The sequence below is a fragment of the Sandarakinorhabdus sp. genome (assembly GCF_987265915.1).
In genome coordinates, this window is the sequence record NZ_OZ503948.1 from 811,106 (window position 1) to 825,359 (window position 14,254).

At 59.4% G+C, this 14,254-nt stretch carries 14 protein-coding genes; 7 read left to right on the plus strand and 7 right to left on the minus strand.

Features of this window, described 5'->3' with window-relative positions; translation table 11 throughout:
* Positions 1–58: 58 nt before the first annotated feature.
* From AC6UUM_RS03885 to AC6UUM_RS03915, 7 genes are all read right to left on the minus strand, one after another.
* Positions 59–828 (minus strand): IS5 family transposase gene (locus AC6UUM_RS03885; protein ID WP_500802114.1). Its coding sequence is split into 2 segments (ribosomal slippage): positions 59–498 and positions 498–828, totalling 771 coding nucleotides; the frame shifts between segments, so codons are not numbered across the junction.
* A complete protein-coding gene (locus AC6UUM_RS03890) occupies positions 797–2,155 on the minus strand; it encodes a DNA methyltransferase (RefSeq protein WP_500804032.1) in 1,359 nt (452 codons plus the stop codon). The genes AC6UUM_RS03885 and AC6UUM_RS03890 overlap by 32 nt, the downstream gene beginning before the upstream one ends.
* Positions 2,155–3,003, minus strand: a complete 849-nt coding sequence (locus AC6UUM_RS03895; RefSeq protein WP_500804033.1) for an ORF6N domain-containing protein — start codon at positions 3,001–3,003, stop codon at positions 2,155–2,157. Before AC6UUM_RS03895 ends, AC6UUM_RS03890 begins: the two co-directional genes overlap by 1 nt.
* Entirely contained in the window at positions 3,003–6,017 is a 3,015-nt protein-coding gene (locus AC6UUM_RS03900) for a BPTD_3080 family restriction endonuclease (RefSeq protein WP_500804034.1), read from the minus strand. The genes AC6UUM_RS03895 and AC6UUM_RS03900 overlap by 1 nt, the downstream gene beginning before the upstream one ends.
* Positions 6,018–6,231: 214 nt before the next feature.
* Positions 6,232–6,768 (minus strand): hypothetical protein, encoded by a 537-nt coding sequence (locus AC6UUM_RS03905; protein ID WP_500804035.1) that lies wholly within the window; start codon positions 6,766–6,768, stop codon positions 6,232–6,234.
* 11 nt (positions 6,769–6,779) lie between these two features.
* On the minus strand, positions 6,780–7,277 hold the full coding sequence (locus AC6UUM_RS03910; protein ID WP_500804036.1) for a helix-turn-helix domain-containing protein: 498 nt from the start codon (positions 7,275–7,277) through the stop codon (positions 6,780–6,782).
* Positions 7,274–7,645 (minus strand): hypothetical protein, encoded by a 372-nt coding sequence (locus AC6UUM_RS03915; RefSeq protein ID WP_500804037.1) that lies wholly within the window; start codon positions 7,643–7,645, stop codon positions 7,274–7,276. Before AC6UUM_RS03915 ends, AC6UUM_RS03910 begins: the two co-directional genes overlap by 4 nt.
* A gap of 230 nt (positions 7,646–7,875) precedes the next feature.
* On the opposite strand from AC6UUM_RS03915, the gene mblB reads away from it, so the two are divergent.
* The 7 genes from mblB (at position 7,876) to AC6UUM_RS03950 (ending at position 14,229) form a co-directional block, all read left to right on the plus strand.
* Complete coding sequence (gene mblB, locus AC6UUM_RS03920) at positions 7,876–9,018, plus strand: anti-phage 6A-MBL system MBL-fold protein (RefSeq protein WP_500804901.1); 1,143 nt, start codon at positions 7,876–7,878, stop codon at positions 9,016–9,018.
* Between the two features lie 2 nt (positions 9,019–9,020).
* Positions 9,021–11,288 carry an anti-phage 6A-MBL system cap2_3 protein gene (gene cap2-3, locus AC6UUM_RS03925; RefSeq protein WP_500804038.1) on the plus strand — a complete coding sequence of 756 codons (2,268 nt, stop codon included), beginning with the start codon at positions 9,021–9,023 and terminating at the stop codon, positions 11,286–11,288.
* An 11-nt stretch (positions 11,289–11,299) separates the two neighbouring features.
* On the plus strand, positions 11,300–11,623 hold the full coding sequence (locus AC6UUM_RS03930; protein WP_500804039.1) for a hypothetical protein: 324 nt from the start codon (positions 11,300–11,302) through the stop codon (positions 11,621–11,623).
* Positions 11,620–12,291, plus strand: coding sequence for a hypothetical protein (locus AC6UUM_RS03935; protein WP_500804040.1), 672 nt, complete (start codon positions 11,620–11,622; stop codon positions 12,289–12,291). Before AC6UUM_RS03930 ends, AC6UUM_RS03935 begins: the two co-directional genes overlap by 4 nt.
* Before the next feature lie 233 nt (positions 12,292–12,524).
* A complete protein-coding gene (locus AC6UUM_RS03940; protein WP_500804041.1) occupies positions 12,525–13,106 on the plus strand; it encodes a recombinase family protein in 582 nt (193 codons plus the stop codon).
* 167 nt (positions 13,107–13,273) lie between these two features.
* Positions 13,274–13,801 carry a DUF1993 family protein gene (locus AC6UUM_RS03945; RefSeq protein ID WP_500804042.1) on the plus strand — a complete coding sequence of 176 codons (528 nt, stop codon included), beginning with the start codon at positions 13,274–13,276 and terminating at the stop codon, positions 13,799–13,801.
* 56 nt (positions 13,802–13,857) lie between these two features.
* Complete coding sequence (locus AC6UUM_RS03950) at positions 13,858–14,229, plus strand: VOC family protein (RefSeq protein WP_500804043.1); 372 nt, start codon at positions 13,858–13,860, stop codon at positions 14,227–14,229.
* Positions 14,230–14,254 lie beyond the last annotated feature (25 nt).

Here is a 14,254-nt window from a genome sequence, read left to right on the forward strand (position 1 = left end):
AGCAAAATCATCAAACCGTCGGACGTAACTCAGCGTGTTTCCCAAGCCTGCTAACCGGCTAGGCCGTGGACTCATAATGGCGCAGGCGTAGCCTGATGCAGGCCAGCTTGGTCATTGCGAGGAAGGATGAGCCGAGCTTGTCATAGCGGGTGGCGATGCGGCGGTAGTATTTGAGTTTGTTGAAGAACCGCTCGATGAGGTTGCGCTGGCGGTAGAGCCAGGGCGAGAAGCAGACGGGATCGCGCCGGTTGCGCTTGGGTGGGATGTTGGCCCAGCCACCGCCACCAGCCACCATGGCGCGCAGCCAGTCGGCATCATAGGCCCGGTCTGCAAGCACCATCTGGCCGTGGCGGATATCGGCGAGCAGTTCAGCAGCCGCCTTGATATCGTGGGTCTGGCCGGGCGTGATGACGATCTTCACCGGCAGGCCATCGGCATCGGTCAGAGCATGGATTTTCGTAGTAAGACCGCCCCGGCTTCGTCCAAGACATCGATCTGGGTGGCTTTTTTTAAAGTGGCAGCGGCATGATGCACACGCACGCTGGTGCCGTCGATCATGCGCACGTCGCCACCGTAAGCATCTGTAATTGCATCCATGATCCGGTCCCATACGCCGGCCTTCGTCCAGCGCCGGAACCGATTGTAGCACGTGGTGTAGGGGCCATAGCGTTCCGGCAGATCACGCCAGGGCGAACCCGAACGCAGCACCCAAAAGATGCCATTCAACACCCGCCGGTCGTCCACCCGCACCACACCGCGCGGCTTGTTCGGCAGCAGCGGCGCAATCACACGCCATTCAAACTCCGTCAGATCGTAGCGGCTCACCATAGGCTCCCTTCCGGAAACCTTGAATCAGAACCTCGCCGCCTTGGGAATCCCATTTATGGGTACACGGCCTAGCCTTCGCCAAGCGCGCCATGCCAGTGATGTTTGTTTTCCAGCCACCTTTCCTGGGCGTCGCAAACTCCTTGCCGGCCAATTTGAATGGGAAAAGTGTGGTGGTGCTTGCTGACTGCGATGTCATGTCACCATAGCGAAAAGCAATACCCCCCTTTGCGGGGTCGATCCGAAGTCCAGCGTCGTCCATGAAATAGCGATACTGGCCCCCACCTAAGCCATCCAGATTCTTCGTTTGGAGAATGCGACGATACTTCAATGCCGTTTTATTCTTGCAGCACCATACAATGTAATCATAAGGATCATCTAAGAAAGATCCACCTAATGAGGATGTCTTCCTGTACTTTATAAGGCTCACGAAGTTGTCTTGACCAAATACCTCGTCCATCAGTGCTCTAACACGATGAACGTTTTCGTCACCGATTTGTACAAATATGGACCCACTTTCTGTTAGCAAATCACGCATCGCAGTCATTCGATCGCGAAGATAGGTCAGGTAGCTGTGGATTTGATCCTTCCAGGTGTCCCGAAAAGCCTTCACCTGTTCGGGCTCGCGGCTGATGTCCGCCTGTTTTCCGTCCTTCACGTCACGGCTCTGCGTGCTTACCTGCCAGTTCGAGTTGAACTTGATGCCGTAGGGTGGGTCGAAATAGATGCATTGCACCTTGCCGCGTAGGCTTTCGCGCTCGGACAGGCTGGCCATTACCTGAAGGCTGTCGCCAAGGATCATGCGGTTGGACCAATGCTGGTCGTGCTGGTAAAACTCAGCCCGCTGATCGGGCTCGATGCCGTTGAAGTCGGCGAACAGGTCGGGCGCGTCGCTGGCGGCTGCCTTGGCCGCCGTCGACCGCCGCTTCAGGTCGTCGATGATCGCCTTGGGGTGAATCTTCTCCTGAATGTAGAGCGGCGGCACGTTGACGACGAGGTCAGACCAGTCCTGTCGATCCTTGCCGCGCCAAACCAACTGCGTGTCGGACAGGGTGAGCGTGCCGGTCTCGGCCAGCTCGGCCATCTGCGCCGGCGTGATGGTGATGCGAGCACCGTTCCAGATCAGCTCAGGCTTGTCCGGCTCGCTTGCAGTGCGGGTTTCACCCTCTGCCAGCGGCCGGGCGCGGGGATAGTGCTTCGGCGGGCGCGGCGCGGAATCTTCGTCGCGCCGGAAGAAACTTTCCATCTCGGCCGTCGGAATGTTGCGCCGCGTCGCCCCATCATGCGTGAGCGTGCCGATCTGTTTTGGCGGGGCGGGTTGGCGTGCCATCAATCTTCCTCGTTTCGGTCAATTCCGCGGCGGGGCGCGGGAAGTCGGGCAGCAGGGGCATGATCTGCCTGCTCGAACTGGTTCAGCATCTGGATCAGCGGGACCGGCGCCATGTCGCGGTGCATAGCGATCAGCTTCTGGACAAGGCCGATGCGCTTTTCGAGGTTGTCGAGCTTGCGCCCTTCCACCTCGGCTGCGACCTTCTCCGCCTCCTGCAGGATCAACCGGGTCTCGGCTTCGAGTTTCAGGTTTTCGAGCCCCTTGCCCTTCAGCTGCTCGCGCAAATGTTCCAGGGCGCGCGAGGTCATATCCTTGGCGGTGTCGCCAACCGTATCGCCGGTCCGCACATCGATGACGGTGTCGAGCAAGGCATTAAGGGCGGCCATGAGACGCTTGCCCAAGGCGCGGCTCTGCTCGATCGCTTCGGGCTCTGCATGGTAGCGGGACGGATTTTCGACCGCGACCGCACGGGCGCCGGCGGCGATCTGCTTGTGAACCATCAGGAAGGTGTCGATGATGAGGTCAGCCGCGCGGATGGCCTCGGGCGTGTTGATGAAGGTGGTAACACGGGTGACGCCGCGCTCGGTGAAGGCCCATGGCAGGTGGCGGCGGCCCCCGCGACCGGCCTTTGAAATCACCGCTTGTGATGTCAAAGCGGCGTACTCGTCGGCCGTCAGCTGGAACAGATGCCGTTCGTCGACCAGCGCCTGGTTGCGCTTCACCGCCTGGTTCAGCACCCGGGTTTCAAGACCGAGTGCTGCGGCCAGGTCTGCGTCCAGCATGACCGGCACGCCGCGAACGCGGTAGATTGCCGGGCTGAGGCTCGTCGCAGGAAGATCGTCGCTCATCACGCTGCCTTTGAGGTCACAAACTGTGACCTCAATTGCACGACCAACGCCGCAAAATCTTCCTCCATCACCGCCCAATCGGTGAACTCGGCATAGCCCCAGCGGCCGAACCCTCCCAATGCGTTGACGCCGGGAACCCACAGGTCGCGCGCGGTCTGTGCCTTGGCCTTGTCGGCCTCGTCGCGGAGGCCTTTGACCTCAAGGATCAGGTTGAGCGGCTCGTCGGCACCAATGTCCAGACGAACGAGGAAGTCGGGCACGTAGCGCCGCATTTGCCCTGCATCGAGATAGGGGATTTCGAAACCGAGCGCCTGGTTCTTGGCATAGGCGAGGACATGAGGGTGGGCTTCAAGTACCTGCGCCAGTTGCGCCTCCCAGCTGCTGTCCTCGACCACATGGCTGATGTGGCTACGCGGAGGCTGGCTGCCGGTCTTCCAGCAGGACTTCGAGGTGATGAAGTTGACGTGGCGAGTCGATCCGCGCGGGTTGTAAGGGTCGAGCACAGCGAGCATTCGGCCGTCGCTGCCACGCGTGCAGGCGATGTCAATTTTCTCGGCCGCCCTGGCGAGCTGGTCCTGATAGAGGATGGCACCAATGGGCACGCCCTTGGTCACCAGATAGCCTTCGTCGATCCAGCGGCGGGCAAGGCGCTGAATCTGCGGGAACAGGTGCTGTTTCGGAAAGCCCTCGTTGTCACGGAAATGGCTGTAAAGCAGGTGCTTGGCGAGATTGTAGCTGATCTCTGACGGGCGGAGGCGTTCCAGCACCTGGGGGGTGATGGTGACGCCGGCACCGACAATCCCCTCCATGACAACCGATGTCGGTCCGATGTCCGCGGGCGTGATGATGAGCCGGCTATCCTCGTCGAACTTGGCTTCGAGCTTTTCGGACGGGAGCTCGCGCCGGTAGCCGCTGACACGCGGGAAGACGATTTCGAGATCGCTGCGCTCGTGGATGGAATACACCCGTGTCATAGCCTTGGGAACGGTGGGCTTCGCGACCTGCGGGGCGGCGGCGAAGTCGAACGGGATGCCCATGATGTCAGCGTACTCGACATCGAACAGGCCCTGGTCGTTCAGCTCATAAGATTGCCGGCGCAAGCCTCGGCCGACGACCTGCTCGCAAAGAAGCTGGGTGCCGAAGGCGCGCACCCCCAGAATGTGGGTGACGGTGTTGGTGTCCCACCCTTCTGTCAGCATCGACACCGAAACCACGCAGCGGATTTGTTCGCCCAAACGCCCTGGCCGGCCAACGGTGTTCATCACCTCGCGTAGCAGCTCGCCGTCGCTGGCATCGCCATTGGCACTGCCGGCGCCGTCACGGGCTGCTAGCTCGCGCCGGAACTGGTCGATCTCAGCGCCAGCGGCAGCCCGGAAGCCGGCATCGAGCGCGTCGCCAGATTCGATCTGCCGGGAGTCAATCAGCAGCGTGCGCGGGCGCGGCAGACGCCCACCGAACTCGTCATAGTTGCGGAACAGCTCCAGGTGGCCGGCGTGAAAGGCGGCACGCTCATCGGCCGCAGCGTCGCCTCGCTCGAAGCCGGCAATCCACTCGAAGACCAGCTTCGAGATGGCCGTGTTCTGACAGACAACGATGAACACCGGCGGCACGCCGATCCCGGCCTGCTTCCAGCGCTCGAACTCGCCCTCGTAATGGCTGTAGAGGGCATTGAGCGCCGTTTGGAGCATCGGCGGCAGGTCGAATGGGCTGAGCTTGTTTGCCCCGGCCGCGGTCTTCGGCAGCGATTTGCCGATGGTCTTCCACAGGTCGCGATAGACGACCACGTCGGTGCCAACGAGGTTGTCGGTCACCGGCACACGAGGGAGCTTGACGATGCCGCATTCGATCGCGTCCATCAGGCTGAAGTCGGACACGACCCATGGGAACAGGTAACCTTCGGGGTAGCCTGAGCCGCGAAGAAAGAACGGGGTCGCCGACAGGTCGTAAGTCGCGCGAACGCCCTTCGAGAGGGCGCGGTCCAGCGCTTCGATGCCGTTGACCCAGAGCCGGGCGGCTTCCTCGTTGGCAGCTGCTTCCTTCTTGTCTTCGCCAGTGAGCACCTCCTCGGTGTCGCCGCCGACCTTGTGCCGATAGCAGTGGTGCGCCTCATCGTTGAGCACGTTGACGCGGTCGAACGTCATCAGCTTGCCGCACGCCCGCTCAAGCATCTGTGCATCGGATTCCAGGGTTTTGACTGGCTCCGGCGCATTCCCCTGTAGGAAGCTACGAGCCACCTTGGAGAGAGCAAGCGTCTCCCGGTGCTGAAAGCTGTGATAGTTGGTGATGACGATCTCGGCGCGTCGGATCTCGGGCAGCATCTCCGGCGGCACCAGCTCGCGGGTCTCGTAATAGTTGTCTGGTTCGCTGGGGCGCAGGACCCGCAGCCGATCACGAATGGTGATGCCGGGCGTGATGATGAGGAATGCGCGCGAAAAATCCTTGGATTCCTTGCGAGCCGCGTTCACGGCCTGCCAGGCGATGAGCATGGCCATGACGGTCGTCTTGCCGCTGCCCGTGGCCATCTTCATTGCCAGACGGAAAAGCGCCGGGTTGGCCTCCTTGTTCGCTGTCGCCAGTTGATCGAGCAGCCCGCGGGTTGCAGCCCGGCGTGGGGCCACCTCTGTGAGCCAGATGATCGTTTCGACTGCCTCAAGCTGACAGAAAAATGGTGCCGCCCCTGCCCACTGCTCCTTGGGCCGGCGCCAATGCTCAAGAAGACGCTGGGTGACGCTAGTGACGCCCCAATCGGCAGGGTTCGGCAGGCCGCGCCAGCCCTCCAGGTAGCCCCTGATCTCGTTGATAAGCGCGTTCTCGGAATAAGTTTCCAGGTCGAGCGATGACTGGGCGGCCGATGCCTTCTTGCGTGATGCCGGCACCGGCACGATGAATCGAGATGCTCGTCGCCCCAGCTTTGGCTCGCCATCCAGGGGCTGACCACGATCGTCCAACGGGTGGTAGCGGGTAGGCGCCTTGTAGGGCGAGTTCAGAATGGGATGTTCGTAGAAACTCGACACTGCTTAAGCCCCCGCCGCACGCTTCCTTTTTCGGGTTCGCCAACGGCCTGTCAAGGAAATGAACGGATTAGCCTGCAAAGAACTTCTGCGGTCCCAGAAATCTCCTGCAAGAGACCGTGTGGGATTCCCCTCTGCCGTGTGGAACAATGCGCCCCCTCTTTAATAATACCGGCTAAGACGCTATTCATGCAGCATACCGGAGCCTGAAAAACGGCTATCCTGAATTGGGCGTCTCTGATAGACGCCTTCTCGGCTTTGCGCGCTCGCTAAGACCGGGTGATTGCTGCAAGTTGGCAGCGGACTCTATTGAACGAGGCGCAAAGCTCAGCACTGGCAGCGGCCGCATTACTAAGCCCGCTTGCGATGTGAGTGACGCGACCAAACTGCGAAAATACGGGTAAGCAGCTAGTTTGCCTACCCGCTCGACGAATAGCTCGCAGGCCTTTTGATCACATTCTCCTTCAATTTTGTAGCTGACGAGGTATGTTGCGCTAGTCGAGAGCACTCGCTTACGTGCTTGGCGGCAGAGCACCTCGAAACCGAAAACCCCGTAAAGCGATCCCGACTCCGGCTCCAAAAAGCTTTCAAGCACGGCTGCTGTGACATTGTTTTGCCAAGCGTCCGGGTCCAATCCAAGGGCTTCGGGTTTCATCTCAAACTTACTAGCAGTGAGGCGAATACTGCGCAGATGAGCACGTGCAACGATGCTGTTATAAACCTGCGGGTCAATCTTAGGTGAATCTTCAACCAAGGTTCTTGTCCTTACCGGGCCGCAACGAGACGATGAGGTTTCAACGCCTCAGCCTTCTCCGCGCGAGCCCATCCGCCAATAAACGCAGGTTCAAGTGCGACGACCACAGCCGAAGTGCGCTCAACAGAAGAATTAGCTGCAACTTCTATGTCTTCGAGCAACCCTCTGACCGTCCAATGATTTGACAAGTCATCAGTCTGTCCTTTAGCAGCGGCAATGCTGCGGTCATATTCTTCATGTGTCGTTATGTACGCTGTTTCACCCAAGTGAAAAAATATCTTCGCGATCGTTCTTAGAGTTAAGTTTTTCGCTTGGTCACCGAACATTTGGCTGATACGGGCTTCTGTGACGTTCAAGCGTCGCGACAAATCCCTAGCGCGCAGCCCCTTTTGATTGAGCAGTTTTTGTATTTCGCACTGTACAGCTAGAATAAACTCTGCTTCCGCTGCTTCCACAGCAAAAACCTCTTCTCCGCACTGTTCCATACTCACCCCAATAGTTTTTTTCATTGTTCGTTTCCCTTCTGTCTTGAAGCATCTTCTAGCGGCAAACGTCCCTGCCTCGGCGCTTCAGCCTCACTAACCTGGGACACACCGGTAGCGATGCGGACCTCCGTCACAAAAAATGTTTGCAGGTTCTCATCAGTGCCGCGACGGCCGATGACTTGTATGCCGCTTGCGATGAACTCTTCGAGCCTGGCATGGGGATCGCTCTGAACACGGCGGAAAACCTGCTCGGGCAAATTTTCGCATCCGGCGCAGAAGCGCTTGAACGCCGCCACGATTCGCAGGCGAGCGGGTACCGGCACCTGCGAACAGAAAAGTTGCCAGTCCGAGGGACGCATCGCGACACGTCGGCGCGTCCCTTCAATGCGCACCTCCGCATGCTCGGCAATCCGACGAGTTGATCCCAATTCTGCACCTCGGTGCTTAACCTATTCATTAAGTTCGGATTCGTCCAGCGCAATTCTTCTGGCTAAGCCAGAGCTTGTTTCCAACGCGAACTTAACCTATAGATAAAGCTTCGGTGATCTCCAACAGGGTGGCGGTCAGGTTCTGAATTGAGACGCGGAGGCTCCAAGTGGCTGCATCTATTACCTTCTTCCCGGTGTGCAACGGGGACATGACGCTCGTTACGTTCGATAATGGCCAAACGCTGCTGATCGACATGCATGTCCGAAAAGCCGCCGACGACATCGATGACGAGACGCCCGACGTGATGGCTCAGCTGAAGGCTTTGCTAGGACGCGACGAAAAAGGTCGTTTGTTTGTGGATGGTTTCTTGCTCAGCCATCCCGACAAGGATCACGTCAGCGGCCTGGCTCGTCACTTCCACCTTGGGCCGCCGGCAGATTGGGTGAAGAAGGATGACAAGATACTGATCCGCGAGATGTGGTCGTCGCCGATCATTTTCCGCCGTGCGTCCAAGAACCACATTCTGTGCGACGACGCCAAAGCCTGGGCGACTGAGGCGCGTCGGCGGGTTGCACTTTATCGTGACACCGGGGCTATCGGCGTTGAGGGCGATCGTATTCAGATTATGGGGGAAGACATCGACGGTAAGACCGATGACATTCTTGGCATCGTGGTCAAAACGGACGGTCTGGTCACTAGCCTCAATCGCACCTCGGCGGGGGCATTTGAGGCGCGGCTGCTAGCACCTTTACCCCAAGGCGATGATGAAGAGCTGGATAATTTGCTGGCGAAGAACCGTTCTTCCGTCATTCTCCGGTTCTCCATCCGCGGCGCAGGGTATCTGGACAAGTGTCGGTTTCTGACAGGCGGTGACGCCGAGGTCGCCATTTGGGAACGGCTTTGGGAAAAGCACGGCCTCTATAATGCTGACTGGCTGTCGTATGACATTCTTCAGGCTCCCCATCACTGCTCGTGGCACAGCCTTAGCTACGACAGCTATTCCCTCTACGGTGAGGAGGCTGAGGTCTGTCAGGATGCTCGCCATGCGTTGGCCCAGGTCCGCAGGGGGGCAATCATCGTCGCGAGCTGTGAACACATCGACCCGGAAGATGCTGATCCGCCCAGCGACCGGGCAAAGCGCGAGTACGTCTCGATCGTCGATGGGAAAGAGAGCCGCTTCGTTTGCGTGACCGACATTTGGGACGCTGAGAAACAGCCGCTCAAGTATGAGATCAGTGGCGCAGGAATCGTGAAGGTTGTGAAAAGCGCTGTGAAGGCAGCAGCGTCGATCTTGGGCATCGGCGCGACCGCAGCCCACGCGCGGCCCCACGGCTGAGCATGGAGAGTTCAGACTCGGCGAACGCCGCCCATCTGCTCAGGGTCGCTAGGCGGCACCCTGAGTGCCTGAGCGGGGCGATCGTCAGTGATACTGAAGTGCAGATTGACCTGAAGGTGGAGATGCCACTCCATCTTCAGGATGACGGCGTTAGCGACACGGGCGTACGTGCGATCGAGACAGTGACCTTTTATTTGCCGAATGGGTACCCGTGGCGATCGCCGGTGGTCTCGTTTCGCTCAGATTTTCCGCGAAGCTTTCCGCACCTCATGCCCGGCAGCCTCGATTCCGCCCCGCGACCTTGCTTGATCGATGGTGATCAAGACGAGTTTTTTCTCCAGTTTGGGTTGGTTGACTACGGCATATTTCATCTGTGCGAACAGGTCGCCGTGTGGCTCCGAAAAGCTGCGCAAGGTGTCCTGATCGACCCGTTGCAGGGGTGGGAACCCATGATGCGGCGCGGTTTAGTTAACATCCTCGCGTTTGATGCGTCTGAGGCCCGCAGCTTAGTTAATGCCAGCGGTGGCTACGTCGTGTGGCGGGCGACGTTTGCCCGTCGAGGTGATTTCAGCACCGTGCTGAACCAAGGTGCCTCGAATTGGATCGAAAGTGATGCAGCCCGGACGCCGCTTAACCGAGCCGATGACACGCTATTCACTGCATCGAAGATCTCCGCAGGAGTCGGTCGAGGCAATAGCATTGTGGGTTTAGTGTGGCCCGACAAAATGCCCTCCGGCGCCGCGGTTGTCGCCGACCGATATTGGCCTGAAGACGTCCTGACACTGCACGATCTTACGGAGCGAGCCAAAGCGTTTGGGTGCGAGCGTGGTCTGAACCTACTTCTGGATAACCTGAAGCGGTGCTTCCAAGGTAGATATTTGAATGCCGTGATACCGGTCGGCATCGTGCTTTGTGTCAGGCGTCCATTTGCCCTGATCGGAGAAGAGTCCGCCATTGAGCTGCTGCCCTACGTTGTGGAGCTTCGCCCTGTCCCAGGCTGGACGTCACTGATGGCACAGGGCGAACATGAGCCGGTTGCCCCCGCGATGCACTACCAATCGCTCAAGCCAGCGTTGCTGCGGACCCTATCCGGTTCGCCCGAACGCCCGCCCATCGCATTGCTTGGCTGTGGCAGCGTAGGGTCAAAGATAGCTATGCACGCGGCACGATCTGGTCAGGCCATTACTGCAGTGAGCGACATAGCGCACATACGTCCCCACAACATGGCACGTCATGCGCTCAGTGCCGGATATATAGGAAGCTTCAAAGCAGAGGCACTCGCAGCTGAAATTGGCCTATTAGGCAGTAAGCCAAAGGTATATCACGGAGACCTAGCCGCAGGGCTTCGCGACGATGCATCAAGGCCGACTATAGTTCCACCAGACGCGAAAATGGTGATTAATGCGACTGCTTCCCTGTCTGTTCGTGAGGCACTCGTGGACACAGCGAAGTTGCCGAAGCGAGTTCGCCAATTCGAAGCCGCTCTGTTCGGCCGCGGACGTGTAGGATACTTACTGGCCAACGGCGTGGGCAATAATCCTAACCATTGCGATCTGATGGCCGAGCTCTATGCCACCCTCGATGACAAAGAGATGTCTCAGCTGCTGTTTGATCCAGCCAATGGCCTAGCCCAAGTACAGATTGGTCAAGGCTGTGGAACCCTGACGATGCCGGTTGACGACGCACGTCTATCGATGATGTCGGCCGCGCTTGCTGGCGAGATAGGTCGGATTACGGACTCTCCGGCTGACAAGGGTATCATCGTGCTTGGCACAGTCAGTCATGACTCGCCTGCAACGCGATGGCAGCACCGACTAATACCCGCATTTGAAACGATACCAATCCAAGGCAGCGATGGTTGGCAGCTGCGCCTCTCTCAGCGGGTCGCGGAGATCATCAAAGCAGAAGCGCGTCATTTCAGCCAGGTCGAGACGGGCGGGGTATTGATCGGTCTTAGCAGCGCGCGGCTCAAGACGGTTACCGTCGTCGATCTTCTGTCAGCGCCGTTGGACAGCAAGCGATCCGCTTCTCTGTTTGTCCTTGGTACTCAAGGCCTGCATCGCAGCATTGAAGCCCGGCATAATGCAAGCGGCAAAACACTTTTTGATGTGGGGACTTGGCACAGCCATCTCGTCGACGTGGGCCCCTCCAAAACAGATTGGAATACCGCGGCCGAACTTGCAGCCGAGCGGACACCCCCTTCGGTCCTTTTGATCGTCACCCCGCGCCGCTTTTATGCCCTTATCGGCAGCGAGGCGGAAAATGGTTAACAGGAGTGCCGATGTTACATGCTGAAATGGTAGTTCGGGTTTGGGACGTGCAGCACGGCGCGCGCGTCATGCTGCACCACACTTACAACGGCCAAGCCGGTCGCGTGGCAATGTTCGACTCCGGATGTACTGATGATTGGCGGCCCAGCACGTTCATCGTGCACGACACCGGGCGCTCAGTGCTGGACTACCGTCGGATGATCAGGGAAGGCGGCGTAATTGTGCGCACCACGCTGAAGCGGCGCCACGTGCTGACCACAAGGCGTGATGGATCTATCACGTTCACAGTGGGCGGAAACGGCAGTTACTACGTCGACACCGAGTATGCGCGATGAGCAGCAAGTCACTCAAGTCCGGGTACCAGAAGTGGTTGTGGATGCTCGCTACGGCTGACCTGATCGTAGTCGCACTCTTTCTGTTTCCAGGTGTGAATGTCGGTGGCGACCTCTCGAAGCTGGCAAACTGGCGGCTGCTGACCACAGTGCTCGTGCCTGTCGCTGTGCTCCTCCTCGTCAATGTGCTGCCCCACAAGGCCAAGTGCATGCTTGTGTACTGGAAGCCGTATGGCTGGATGCCTGGCTCGGAGGTGTTCACCAAATTTGCTCCCGACGACGTGCGGGTGGACATGAAGTCTCTGGCCAAGAATGTCGGGCCGTTCCCTGACGGCCCCCGCGAGCAGAATGCCCGCTGGTACCAGTTGTACAAGCTGGTTGAAAACCAGACCGAAGTCGTCGAGGCGCACCGGAATTTTCTAATGTACCGGGACATGGCGGTGTTGAGCTTGGCGTTTGCGGCGCTAGCGCCCGCGACCTTGTACGTCGCTGGGGCATCGCGGGGCGCGCTGTGGCTGGCGGCAGCCGTGCTATTGGCTCAATTCGTCCTCACGGCCCTTAGCGCTCGCTGGAGCGGCGTGCGCTTCGTCTGCAACGTCGTGGCGCTGCACTCGACCAAGAAGATTACGGGTGCAGGTCCTGTTCGCCAGCCTAGAGTGAGGTCCTTGTGAGTGCAGCGCGATCGTTGCGCGATAAACAATGCTTCGCCGACAAGAAGCGAACGGTGCGCTAAGCAGTCGGATCGGGTGAACGATAGCCGATCGAACAGCGGTCACCCTGCTCAGGCATCGGCCAAGCGCCCGAAAAGCATCATCTACCTTGGTGAAGCGGCCAAGGTCAGAATCTCACATAGCTGGTACTGAGATGTTTGCAGTGAAGGGGGTCTGTGCGTTACACTCTGGGTATGACTGAAATCGCCATCGGTTACGCCCGCTGCTCAACCGACAAGCAGGACCTGACCGTCCAGCGCGAGGCGCTGCTCAAGCTCGGTGTCGCGGCCGACCGGATTTATACCGACCACGGATTGACCGGCACCAACCGCGCCCGCCCAGGCCTCGACCAGGCGCTCGCCGCGGTTCGCGCCGGCGACACGCTGGTGGTGCCGAAGCTCGACCGCCTCGCGCGTTCGGTGCCGGATGCACGCGCCATCGCCGACGAGTTGATGAAGCGCGGCGTCAAGCTGCAGCTCGGCTCGACCATTCACGATCCAACCGACCCGATGGGCAAGATGTTCTTCAACATCCTCGCTACCTTTGCCGAGTTCGAGAGCGACCTTATCCGGCTCCGTACTCGTGAGGGGATGGCAGTCGCGCGGGCCAAAGGAAAGCTGAAGGGCAAGAAGCCCAAGCTGTCACCGATGCAGAGCAAGGAGCTGCGCCGCATGTACGACACCGGCGACTATTCGATCAGCGATCTGGGCGACCTGTTCCAGGTGTCCCGGCCGACGATTTACCGGACTTTGGCGCGGCAGCCCACGACGGCGTAATCTCGGCGAAGGCTTGCACGGTGCAAGCCTTTGACCTCCTGGACGATCGCAAGACAGCCACCCGGCTGTCATGACTTATCGCAGCCCGTCGCCGCAACCAAATCGGCCATTGACCGTCGACGCCGATAGCATAGCCTTTGGTCGGCGGGGGTCGTGAAAGGGTGGGAATGTTCTACGCGCGCTCAGCTCAGACCATGTTCGTCAACATGCTCGGCACCCTCGATCACATCGTTGACATCGCCCAGAACGCCGGGATGGCGGACGATGTGCTCGCCCTAAAACTCACGGACGACATGTTTCCGCTCGAACTGCAGTTTCGGGTTGCGCTCAATCAGGTGTTGCTGGCCCTCAACCAGGTCGGTGGGGGAAATGTGCCTCTCGAAGAAGCTCCGTACCGGTCGCTGCTGGAGGTACGCGAACGGATAGTGGTGGTTCGCGAGCTGATCGATCGCTCCGATCCGAGCAAGTGGGCCGAGGCCGCTGCGACCGTCGATCTGACCCTGCCGAATGGTGTCCGCTTTCTGATGTCGGCCGAGGACGACATACGGGACTGGATCTTGCCGAACTTCTACTTCCACGTGACCTTGGCTTACGCCTTGTTGCGCAACGCGGGATTGCCCATCGGCAAGATGGATTTCCTGCCGCACATGAAGCGTCACATGGCCGATGCCGGTGCTTCCGCGGCGTCCTCATGAATTTACGGCCCGAAGACAGCGCCGGTGTCGGCCGAGCCCCAAGTAGGAGTTGCACCATGACTGATCAGGCTCGTCCAACCGTCATCCCGCGTCTCGTAACGCAAGATGTAGGCGGCTTGGTGAGCTTTCTGAAGGCCGTGTTTGGCGCAACCGGCGAGGTTTTGCCGGGCCGCCCTGCGGAGCTCGCCATAGGCAATTCGCTGTTAATGATCAGCGACGGAGGCGGCCTGCGGGACGCAATGCCCGGTATGTTCTATGTGTATGTGGCAGACGCTGACGCAGGCTATGCTGCAGCGCTGGCTGGCGGCGCGAGCAGCGTTGAGCCTCCAAGTGCAATGCCATGGGGTGACCGCCGCGCTATTGTCACCGATCGTTGGGGAAACGTCTGGCAGATTGCAAACAGCAGCGGAGGAGGCAGCGATTCATGAATTCCGCCGTGGTTCAGCGTCCGTA